The following is a 10,665-nucleotide window of genomic DNA, read 5'->3' as shown; positions in this document are numbered from 1 at the left end:
ACCAGGCGGGGCACCAGGCGGGGCACCAGGCGGGGCACCAGGCGGGGCACCAGGCGGGGCACCAGGCGGGGCACCAGGCGGGGCACCAGAAGGCGCGCCGGACGAGCACCAGGCCGAGGAGCCCGTGCGCGGTGCGCCACCCCCGCATCGACCAGCCCGCACGTCCGGCGGGGACGCGGCGCGCCGACCGACCGACCGGCGCGCCCCGTGGTCTCCTGCCCGCCGGGGCAGCCGCTGCCGCAGCCCGCCGCGGACGACGCGGACCGCGGCGCCCCCGCCCGAGCACCCGCCCGCACGGAGGTCGTCGTGAGCACCACCCCGCACCCCGCTGACCCGGTCGACCCCGACCGGCCGACGAGCTCTGCGGTCCGCCCGGCCCGGGTCGAGGACGTCCCCGCGCTGGACGCGCTGGTGCACCACCTCGCCGCGTACGAGCGCGAGCCCGAGGCCGTCGAGGCGACGCCGGACGACCTGCGGCGCGCGCTCTTCGGCCCCGCCCCCCGCGTGCACTGCCTGGTCGCCGAGGTGGACGGCGAGGTGGCCGGGATGGCGCTGTGGTTCCTCACCTACTCGACCTGGCGCGGCCGGCACGGCATCTGGCTGGAGGACCTCGTCGTGCACGCGGACCACCGCGGCAGCGGGCTGGGGCGGGCGCTGCTGGCGGCCCTGGCCGCGGAGTGCACCTCCCGCGGCCTGGCCAGGCTGGAGTGGTCGGTGCTGGACTGGAACGCACCCGCCCGCGGCTTCTACGCCGCCCTCGGCGCGGCGCCCCAGGAGGAGTGGACGACGTGGCGGCTGGACGGCGGGGCGCTGGACGCCCTCGGGAGCGCCGCCCCGCCACCGCCCTCGGGGCCGTGACGGGTGCGGCGCGCCGACCTCTCGACGTGGCGCGGATCGCGCCGACCGTCCCTGGTCGAGCGGGCCGCGGGCGTGGATGATGGGCGCGGGGAGGCGGCACCGTCCCCCCTCACGGGCGAGGTGGCGGGGGCGAGGGCCATGGCGAGGGCTGAGCACGAGGGCACCGGCACCGGTCGTCCCCTGGTGCCCTCCGTAGACCTCTCCGGTGCGCCCCGGGTGGGCGAGGGCCCGCACGAGGCGCACGGCTCCGCGACGACGCCGGCTCGCGTCCTGCTGCGGCTGCCCGCCGACGCGGCCTACCTGTCGGTCCTGCGGACCACAGCCGCGACGCTGGCGGTGCGGCTCGACGTCACCGTCGACGAGGTCGACGACGTGCGGATCGCGGTGGACGAGGCCGCCTCGATGCTCCTGCAGAGCGCGGGGGCCTGCACCGGTGGCGGCGACGTCGCGGCGCTGGAGGCGTCCTTCGAGCTCTCGCCCGACCGGCTCGTCGTCGAGGTGACCGGGCCGGCGCGGACCCTCCCCGAGCGGGGCGGCGTCGCCTGGGCGGTCCTCGACGCGCTCGTCGGCGAGGTGCTGGTCTCGCCCGCACCCGGCGGCAGCCGGATCCGCCTGGTGCTCGAGCTGCGGGGCGCCCTGTGACCGGCCCGGTGGGGCCCCGGCGCAGCACCGGGGCGCGCGGCGCCGGTCCGCGCCCGGGGGGCGGTGTCGGCCTGCGCGAGGACGCCGCCGGGCTCCCCACGACGCCCGCGTCCGGCGCCGTCCCCGAGCAGCCGGGCCCGGTGTCGTCGTCGAGCCCCTCCGGGGGCGTCGAGGGCGGTGCCCGCGTGCCGGCGCCCGCGCCGCCGCCCCTCATCGAGGCGACGCCGGCGGCCCCCTGCCCCCTGCGCGCGGCCGTGGACGAGCTCGTGGCGCTCGCCCCCGACGACCCCGCCCGACCCGCCGCGCGCGACCGCGTCGTGGCGGCGCACCTGCCGCTCGTGGAGGGCCTCGCCCGCCGCTACACCGGTCGGGGCGAGCCCTACGACGACCTCGTCCAGGTGGGCACGATCGGCCTGCTGACCGCCGTCGACCGCTTCGACCCCGCCCGGGGCGTCCCCCTCGGCGCCTACGCCGTCCCCCACGTCCTCGGGGAGATCCGCCGGCACTTCCGCGACCGGGGCTGGGCGGTGCGGGTGCCCCGGCGCCTGCAGGAGCACGGCCGCACGGTCGCGGACGCCCGCGCCGCCCTCGTCCAGCGCCTCGGCCGGGCGCCGACGGTGGCCGAGATCGGCCGGGAGTGCAGCCTCGACGATGAGGTCGTCCTCGCGGCGCTGGAGTCGGCGGGGGCCTACGCGACCGTCCCGCTGGACGACCAGCCCGACCGGACGACGGCCCGCTGGGCGGCGACCGAGGACACGGCGCTCGCGGGGGTCGAGGACAGGGCCGTCCTGCGTCCGCTGCTCGACGCCCTGCCCGGCCGCGAGCGCCGCATCCTCGCGCTGCGCTTCGTCCGCGGGATGTCCCAGAGCGAGATCGCCGCCGAGGTCGGCATCTCGCAGATGCACGTCTCGCGGCTGCTGACGCGCACCCTCGCCCAGCTCCGGGAGCACCTGGCGGACTGAGGCCCGGCTTCCGCGGCGGGTCGTCCCGCCGCCACCGGGCGCCCCCAGCCCGGCGTCGGAGCCCGGCGTCGGAGCCCGGCGTCGGAGCCCGGCGTCGGATCCCGGCGGCCGCAGCCGGCGGTACGGCTCAGAGGAGGCGGTCGTCCCCGTCCGGTCCCACCGGCAGCGCCCGGGTCACCGCACCGGTGGCCAGCGCGACGCCCACGACGCCCGCCAGCGCAGCGACGCCGAGCGCCGCCCACCAGGTCGTGGAGCCGCTGGTCTCCTCGACGACGACCTGCGCGGCGACGAGCAGCTGCAGCACCTGCCAGACGAGGGCCGGCACCCGCCCGCGGCGGCGCCCGCGGGCCATCCCGACGGCACTGCCGCCCAGGAGGGTGGCCAGGGCGAGGGCGAGCACGGCCGAGCCGAGCGCGAGCCCGGTCGAGGTGGCCGCCCCGCTCCCCGTGCCCAGCGCGTACAGCAGCGCCACGGCGGCGAGCGCCAGCACCTCCACGGCCAGGCCCGCCACGACGAGGCCCACGACGGGGGCCGCGACGCCGACCGGGCCCTGCGCCACGGGAGCGGGCTGCCCGTGCTCGTCCTCCCCCGGGCGTCCCGCGCCCCCGCCACCGCTGCGCTCGACCACGCCCCTCACGGTAGCCAGCAGGTCGGCCGGCCCGGTGGACGCCGGGTCCGGCGGCGACACGCAGGACTCCTGCGCCGCAGCACCTCCGGCCGCCCGGGTGGTGGCCCCCTCCTCCGCGGAGCAGAGCAGCGACGACGGCGCTACCGCCGCACGGGTGACGCGGGAATCCGTCTCGGGTGGCCGTCGTTCCCCACGAAAGGGACAGTGGGGGCACAGCGACATCTCGGTGAGCGGTGCTCCCCCACAGGGACGGCCCCTCTCACCCGCACCACGGTCTACACGCAGGAAGTTCCCAGCGTGTGAACCCTTGAGGAACGGCCGCCCCTCTGTGATGCTCGACGCAGGACGAGGGGCACCGCTTCGGCGGCGCCCCTTTTCGTGGGACCAGCTCGTGAACACCTTCACAAGCGTGTGATCGCCGGGCCGGTCCCCGACACCACGACGACCCACTGACGCACGACCGATCTGGAGGACCACCCATGGACTGGCGCGACAAGTCCGCCTGCCTCGACGAGGACCCCGAGCTCTTCTTCCCCATCGGCAACACGGGCCCCGCCCTGCTGCAGATCGAGGAGGCCAAGGCGATCTGCAAGCGCTGCCCGGTGATCGACACGTGCCTGCAGTGGGCCATCGAGAACGGCCAGGACGCCGGCGTGTGGGGCGGCATGTCCGAGGACGAGCGCCGCGCCCTCAAGCGCCGTGCCGCTCGGGCCCGCCGCGCCAGCTGACCCTCCGGGTCCAGCACTCCCCGGCGCGACCTCCGGGTCGCGGCACGACGAAGGGCCCCGGTCGACAGACCGGGGCCCTTCGTCGTGCCCGGGGCCGCTCGTCGCCGCCCGTGCCCGGCTGCCGAGCGCGCCGGTCAGCGCACGGCCACGTCGCCGAGGCGGCAGCGCACCCGCACGACCGTCCCCGGGCCCGGCTCGCGGTTCTCCCAGCTGATGTCCCCCCGCAGCTCACCGCGGACGAGCGTCTGCACGATGCGGCTGCCCAGGCCTCCCCCGCCGGGCGCCCGGGCGCCCACGACGAAGTCGGCCGGCAGCCCCGCACCGTCGTCGACGACCTGCAGGTCGAGCCGCGCGCCGTCGCGCTCGGCGCGGACCTCCACGGTCCCGTCGCGGTCGGCCAGCCCGTGCTCGACCGCGTTGGTCACCAGCTCGGTGATGACGAGCGCGAGCGGCGTCGCGTCGTTGGGGTCGACGAGGCCGAAGGAGCCCGTGCGGCGCGCCCGCGCCCGCGCCGAGGACGTCGCGACCTCCGCGGCCAGCAGGAGGCCGGTGTCGACGAGGGCGTCGAAGTCGACCGAGGCGTCGTAGGTCTGCGACAGCGTGTCGTGCACGAGGGCGATCGTGGACACCCGCCGCATCGCCTCGCCGAGCGCGGCCTTCGCGTCGGGCGACTCGATGCGGCGCGACTGCAGCCGCAGCAGCGCCGCCACGGTCTGCAGGTTGTTCTTCACGCGGTGGTGGATCTCGCGGATCGTCGCGTCCTTGGAGATCAGCTCGAGCTCGCGGCCGCGCAGCTCCGTGACGTCGCGGCACAGGACGAGCCCGCCGACGCGGACCCCGTCCTCGACGAGCGGGACCGCCCGCAGCGACAGCGCCGCCCCGCGGGTCTCGACGTCCGCCCGCCAGGGCGCCTTCCCGAGCAGCACGATCGGCAGCGACTCGTCGACCGGGCCGCTCGTGTCGATGAGCTCGCTCGTCACCTCCGGGAGCAGGCGCCCCGCGAGCTCCCCGATGAGGCCCAGGCGGTGGAAGACCGCCTGGGCGTTCGGGCTGGCGTAGAGGACGACGCCGTCCGCGTCCAGGCGCACCAGCCCGTCGCCCACACGGGGGGACCCCCGCCGGTGGGTGCTCGGGGCGTCCTGGTTGGGGAAGCGGCCCTCGACCACCATGCCCATGAGGACGTCCGCGCAGGCCATGTAGGTCAGCTCCAGGCGGCTGGGCATGCGCAGGGAGACCGCCGTCGTGTGCCGCGAGAGGACGGCGATCCGCCGGCCGGCCCGCTGGACCGGCGCCGTCGTCGTGCGGACGGCGGAGTCCTCGTCGTGCTCGGGCTCGCCCTCGCTGACCAGCCCCCGCGTCGCCCAGGCCTCGTCGACCAGGGGGCGACGGCCCCGCGGCACCCGCCGCCCGACCTGGTCGTCGTGGTAGGCCGTGGGGCCCGTGGACGGACGGCAGTGGGCCACCGCGACCCAGTCCTCGCCCCCCGAGGCCGGCACCCACAGGACGAGGTCGGCGAAGGCCAGGTCGGAGACCATCTGCCAGTCCCCCACGAGCAGCCTCAGCCACTCCGCGTCGACCGGGTCGAGGTCGGTGGCGTCGCGGATCAGGTCGCTCATGGTCGGCACGGGCCGACCCTACGGCGCGGCGCTCCGGCCGCGACGACCCCGCCCGGCCTCCGCCGCGGGGCCGCCGGGCGGGCTAGCGCGAGCCGGCCCGGACGGCGCCGCGCAGCAGGCGCAGCGCCACCGACAGCGGGGCGATGTCCCCCCGCTCGAGCCGTCGGACCTCGTCCAGCACGCGCCGCGCCCGGGTGAGCGGGTCGGAGTTCGCGGCCTCCCAGGCCTCGACCGCGGCGTCGGCGCGCTCCTGCGCCGGGGCGCCGTCCGCCGCACCGCCGGCGACGACCCCGTCGCCCGCCGCCGGGTGCGCCAGCACGCCGTGCACGAGCGTGTCCAGCGCGGCGTAGAGGTCGTCGCGCAGCGCGCCGCGGGCGAGCGTCTGCCAGCGGTCCTCGCGCGGCAGCAGGGCGATCTGCCCGAGCAGGTCGTCGACGCCGTAGCGCTCGGAGAGGGCGAAGTGGACGGCGGCGACGTCGTCGACGGGGACTCCGGTGCCGGCGGCCGTGCGGGCGACGTCGAGCAGGTCGTACTCGTCGAGCAGGCCCGCCAGGTGCCGTGCGAGGGGCTCGGGGAAGCCGTCCTCGACGAAGGAGGCCGCCTGCCGCTCGAAGCGCGAGCGCTCCCGCCCGCGCAGCAGGTCGCCCACGACCCCGCGGTGCCGCGCCACCACGGGCTCGACGGAGGCGATCTCGGCGGCGACGTCGAGGGTGCCCGAGCGGTTGTGCACGAACCAGCGCACGGCGCGGTCCAGCAGCCGGCGCAGCTCCTGGGTCGCGCGCGTCTGGGCGGCCGTCGAGACGCGCCCGTCCAGCGCCCGCACGGCCGCGTGCACGCCCGGGGCGTCGAAGACCGCGCGGGCGACCGCGTAGGCGCGCACGACCGTCGCCGACGACGCGCCAGTCTCCTCGGTCGAGCGGAAGGCGAAGGTGATGCCGCCGCGGTTGACGAGGTCGTTGACCAGGCACGTCGTGACGACCTGGCGCCGCAGCGGGTGCTCGACGAGGCGGTCGCCGAAGCGCTCGACCAGCGCGCGGGGGAAGTAGTCGCGCAGCATCTCCTGCGCCCAGGCCTCGTCGGGCACGTCCGAGGCGAGCACGTCGGCCGACAGGGTGGTCTTCGCCAGGGCGAGCAGGACGCTGGCCTCGGGCGTCGTGAGGCCGAGGCCGTCCTCGGCCCGCGCGGTGAAGCCCGCGTCGTCGGGGATCGCCTCCAGCGCCCGGTCGAGGTGGCCCTCCCGCTCGAGCCGCTGCACGAGCCGCTGGTGGACGGGCAGGAGCACCGGCGCCTGCGCGCGGACGTCGCCGAGCAGGGCGTTCTGCTCGTCGTTGTCGGTGAGCACGAGGCGCCCCACGTCCTCGGTCATCGACAGCAGCAGCTCGTCCCGCTCGGCGCGGTCGAGGTCGCCGGTGGCGACCACCTGGTCGAGGAGCACCTTGATGTTGACCTCGTGGTCGGAGCAGTCCACGCCGGCCGAGTTGTCGATGGCGTCGGTGTTCAGCGCGACGCCGTGCAGCGCCGCCTCGATGCGCCCGCGCTGGGTCAGCCCCAGGTTGCCGCCCTCGCCCACGACGGCGCAGCGCAGGTCGGCGCCGTTGACGCGGATGCCGTCGTTGGCCTTGTCGCCCGCCGCGGCGTGGGTCTCGGTCGAGGCCTTGACGTAGGTGCCGATGCCCCCGTTCCACAGCAGGTCGACCGGCGCCTGGAGGACGGCGCGGATGAGCTCCGGCGGCGTCAGCGACGTCGTGCCGGCCGGGAGGTCGAGCACCTCGCGCACCTGCGGCGTGATCGCCACCGACTTGGCGGTGCGCGGCACCACCATCCCCCCCGCGGACAGCAGCGAGCGGTCGTAGTCCTCCCACGACGAGCGCGGCAGCGCGAACAGGCGCGCCCGCTCGGCCCAGGAGGTCTCGGGGTCGGGGTCGGGGTCGAGGAAGACGTGGCGGTGGTCGAAGGCCGCCACGAGGCGGGTCTGCGCCGACAGCAGCATGCCGTTGCCGAAGACGTCCCCGCTCATGTCCCCGACGCCGGCGCACGTGAACGGCTCGGCCTGCACGTCGCGGCCCAGCTCGCGGAAGTGGCGCCGGACGCTCACCCACGCGCCGCGCGCGGTGATGCCCATGGCCTTGTGGTCGTAGCCCACCGAGCCGCCCGAGGCGAAGGCGTCGCCGAGCCAGAAGTCGTGCTCGGCGGCGACCTCGTTGGCGAGGTCGGAGAAGGTCGCGGTGCCCTTGTCGGCGGCGACGACGAGGTAGGGGTCGTCGGCGTCGTGGCGCACGACCCGCTCCGGGGGCCGCACGGCGCGGCGGCCGCCCTCGGCCGGCGCGAGGTCGTCGGTGACGTCGAGCATCCCGTGGACGAAGGCGGCGTAGCAGGCGCGTCCCTCCGCCGCCCGCTCCTCGCGCCCGACCTCGGGCGCGGGCGCCCCCGTCGTCGACGAGGCGAGCAGCGACTTGGCGACGAAACCGCCCTTCGCGCCCGTGGGGACGATGACGGCGTTCTTGACCACCTGCGCCCGCACGAGCCCCAGCACCTCGGTGCGGAAGTCCTCCCGCCGGTCGCTCCAGCGCAGGCCGCCCCGCGCGACGTCGCCGAAGCGCAGGTGCACCCCCTCCACGCGCGGGGAGCACACCCAGATCTCGTGGGCGGGGCGCGGCGCGGGGAGCTCGGGGACCAGGTGCGGGTCGAGCTTGAACGACAGCGCCCCGCCGCCCCCGCGCCGGCCCCCGCGGGCGCCCGGGTCGTCGCCGTCGGAGGCGTCGCCGTCCCGCTGGTAGGCGTTGGTGCGCGTGGTCGCGAGCACCAGGGACAGGACGGCGCGCAGCGTCCGGTCGGCGTCGAGCCCCTCGACCTCGCCCAGCGCCTCGCGCACCCCGGCCGCCAGGCGCGCGGCCGCGGCCGCGCGGGCGGGGCTCACGTCCGCGGCGAGCGACCCGGGGTCGACGCCGAGCTCCTGCAGCTCCTCGGTGCCGGGGGGCGGTGCGGCCGCCTCGGGCAGGTCGGGGTCGAAGCGCGCGGCGAACAGGTCCAGCAGCCCGCGCACGATGCCGGTGTGCGCCAGCAGCGTCCGCTCGACGTAGGTCTGGCTGAAGGGCAGCCCGGCCTGGCGCAGGTACTTCACGTAGGCCCGCAGGACGCTGACCTGGCGCCACGTCAGACCGGCGGCGAGGACGAGCCGGTCCAGGCCGTCGGACTCGGTGCGCCCGCGCCAGGCCTGCCAGAAGGCGTCCTCGAGCAGCTCGTCCGGCCGCCCCTGCGGCGCCCCGCCCGCCCAGGCGCCCGCGGTGTACCGGAGCCCGAAGTCGAGCAGGTGCGCCTCGCGCAGGGCCCCGGCGACCGCGGGCGTGGCCTCGTCGTCGCCGCTCCCCGCGCCGGGGACGTCGTCGACGACGGGCTCGAGGCGGTACGGGCGCTCGTCGACGACCTCCACGCCGAGGTTGGCGAGCACCGGGAGCACGCTGGTCAGGGGCAGGGGCGCGCGGCGCAGCAGGGCGAGCCGGTGCTCGTCGGGGGCCGCGCCCGCGGGCGTGCGCAGGTGCAGCACCGTGTCGGCCTCACCGGCCTCGACCCGCTGCAGCCGCTCGAGGTCGTCGACGGCGTCCGCCGCGGAGAAGTCCTCCTTGTACGCCTCGGGGAAGGCCCCGCCCCAGCGCCGCAGGCGCCGCCCGGCCTCCTCCTGGCCCACCTCGGCCGCCAGCGCCACCCCGAGGTCGTCCTCCCAGGTGCGCACGACGCGCGCGAGCTCGTCGACGAGCTGGCCCTCGTCCACCACCGCGAGGTCGCCGCGGCCCTCGGGGGCGCGGACGACGAAGTGGATGCGGGAGAGCACCGAGCTGGCGACCCAGACGTTGTACTCGACGGAGTCCGCGCGGAACGCGCGCCGCAGCAGCTCCGAGATCCTCAGCCGCACCGCGGTGGTGTACCGGTCGCGGGGCATGTAGACGAGGACGGAGACGTAGCGGCCCCAGGGGTCGGGTCGCAGGAACGCGCTCGGGCCGCGGCGGTTCTGCAGCCCCAGCACGGCCAGCGCCGTCCGCGCCACCTGCTCGACCTCTGACAGCCGCAGCTCCTCGCGCGGGAAGGTCTCCAGGATCGCGAGCAGGTCGCGCCCGGAGTGGCTGTCGGCCGGCACGTCGGCCAGGCGCAGGACCTCCGCGACGCGCCGCTCGAGGAGCGGGACCGTGAGCACGGACTGCGAGGCCGAGCTGGCCGTGTACAGGCCGACGACGCGCAGCTCGCCCGTGCGCCGCCCCGCGTCGTCGTGCAGGGCCGCGACCACGTGGTCGACGTGCTCGCGCCGCGCCACGCGCGAGCGGACGTCCCCGAGGGCCAGCCGCAGCAGCTCGTCGGGGCGCAGCGGCGCCGCCAGCTCCGCGGGCAGCGCGTCGACGGGGGCCGCCGGCGCCTGCCGCGGGTCGTCGACGTCGCGGCCCGGGCGCAGCAGGCCCAGCCCGCGCTCGTCGAGCTCCGCCTCGTCCTCCCCGGCGCGCACGACGCGCGCGCCGAGCACCACGAGGTTGCCGTCGGCGACCCAGCGCAGGTAGCGCGCCGCCTCCTGGCCCTCGGACGTGGTCGGCATGGCCCCCGCCGCCCGCCGCAGGAGGTCGAGCACCTCGGGGCCGTCGGCGGCGGCGGCGCGCACGTCCGCGACGACGCCCTGCACGCCGCGGGCGACCTCCTCGAGCCGGGAGGGCGCCACGCGGTCCACCTCGACGTGGATCCAGGAGACGGGGGCCGCCCCCGGGGCCGGCCGCACCACGGGGTGGACGACGACGTGCACGCCCAGGCCCTGGCGCGCCATCTCGGACAGGACCGAGTCGACCAGGTGGGGCACGTCGTCGGTGACGACCTCCACGACCGAGTGCAGGCCGCGCCACGCGGCGCCGGCCTCCAGGACGCGCACCCGGGTGCTGCCCGGCTCGCGCCCCGCCGCGAGGGCCGCGTGGCTGAGGGCCGCACCGACGAGCTGCTCCCCGGAGCGCTCGGCGAGCTCGGCCAGCGGGACGCGGCCCCAGTACTCCCGCAGGAGGTCGCCGAGGTCCTCGCCGCCCGGGAGCCCGTCGGGGAGCCTCGCGCCGGAGGCCCCCTCCGCCGCAGCCACCCGGGTCAGCAGCTCCTCGACCCGCCCGTCCACCCCGCCGCGCAGCATGCTCGCGACACTACCGAGCCGGGCCTCCCGCGCCCGGTGTCGCGGCCGGTCTCGCGCGCGGTGTCGCACCCGGTCCCGGGGC

Annotated in this window: 7 protein-coding genes; 4 read left to right on the top strand and 3 right to left on the bottom strand. The window is 77.5% G+C overall.

Features of this window, described 5'->3' with window-relative positions; all coding sequences use genetic code 11:
* Window positions 1-306: 306 nt before the first annotated feature.
* From Q0848_RS02920 to Q0848_RS02910, 3 genes are all read left to right on the top strand, one after another.
* On the top strand, window positions 307-858 hold the full coding sequence (locus Q0848_RS02920) for a GNAT family N-acetyltransferase (protein WP_299034498.1): 552 nt from the start codon (window positions 307-309) through the stop codon (window positions 856-858).
* A 138-nt stretch (window positions 859-996) separates the two neighbouring features.
* Window positions 997-1,500, top strand: a complete 504-nt coding sequence (locus tag Q0848_RS02915) for a hypothetical protein (protein WP_299034495.1) — start codon at window positions 997-999, stop codon at window positions 1,498-1,500.
* The gene (locus Q0848_RS02910) at window positions 1,497-2,462 is read left to right on the top strand and encodes a SigB/SigF/SigG family RNA polymerase sigma factor (RefSeq protein ID WP_299034493.1); all 966 of its coding nucleotides are present in this window, start codon (window positions 1,497-1,499) and stop codon (window positions 2,460-2,462) included. Before Q0848_RS02915 ends, Q0848_RS02910 begins: the two co-directional genes overlap by 4 nt.
* A gap of 127 nt (window positions 2,463-2,589) precedes the next feature.
* Here Q0848_RS02910 and Q0848_RS02905 read toward each other — a convergent pair whose 3' ends face one another.
* Window positions 2,590-3,090, bottom strand: coding sequence for a hypothetical protein (locus Q0848_RS02905; RefSeq protein WP_299034491.1), 501 nt, complete (start codon window positions 3,088-3,090; stop codon window positions 2,590-2,592).
* A gap of 479 nt (window positions 3,091-3,569) precedes the next feature.
* Here Q0848_RS02905 and Q0848_RS02900 point away from each other — a divergent pair, with 479 nt between their 5' ends.
* Window positions 3,570-3,818: a WhiB family transcriptional regulator gene (locus Q0848_RS02900; protein ID WP_299034489.1), complete on the top strand. Its 249-nt coding sequence runs from the start codon at window positions 3,570-3,572 to the stop codon at window positions 3,816-3,818.
* 134 nt (window positions 3,819-3,952) lie between these two features.
* On the opposite strand, the gene Q0848_RS02895 is transcribed toward Q0848_RS02900, so the two are convergent.
* Both Q0848_RS02895 and Q0848_RS02890 read right to left on the bottom strand, forming a co-directional pair.
* Window positions 3,953-5,434 carry a sensor histidine kinase gene (locus Q0848_RS02895; protein ID WP_299034528.1) on the bottom strand — a complete coding sequence of 494 codons (1,482 nt, stop codon included), beginning with the start codon at window positions 5,432-5,434 and terminating at the stop codon, window positions 3,953-3,955.
* Window positions 5,435-5,516: 82 nt separating this feature from the next.
* Window positions 5,517-10,583, bottom strand: coding sequence for an NAD-glutamate dehydrogenase (locus Q0848_RS02890; protein ID WP_299034486.1), 5,067 nt, complete (start codon window positions 10,581-10,583; stop codon window positions 5,517-5,519).
* Window positions 10,584-10,665: the final 82 nt, after the last annotated feature.

The sequence above is a fragment of the uncultured Pseudokineococcus sp. genome (assembly GCF_947495735.1).
Lineage (GTDB): Bacteria > Actinomycetota > Actinomycetes > Actinomycetales > Quadrisphaeraceae > Pseudokineococcus.
Note: the sequence above shows the minus strand (reverse complement) of the source record. Positions and strands in the feature narration are given on the sequence as shown.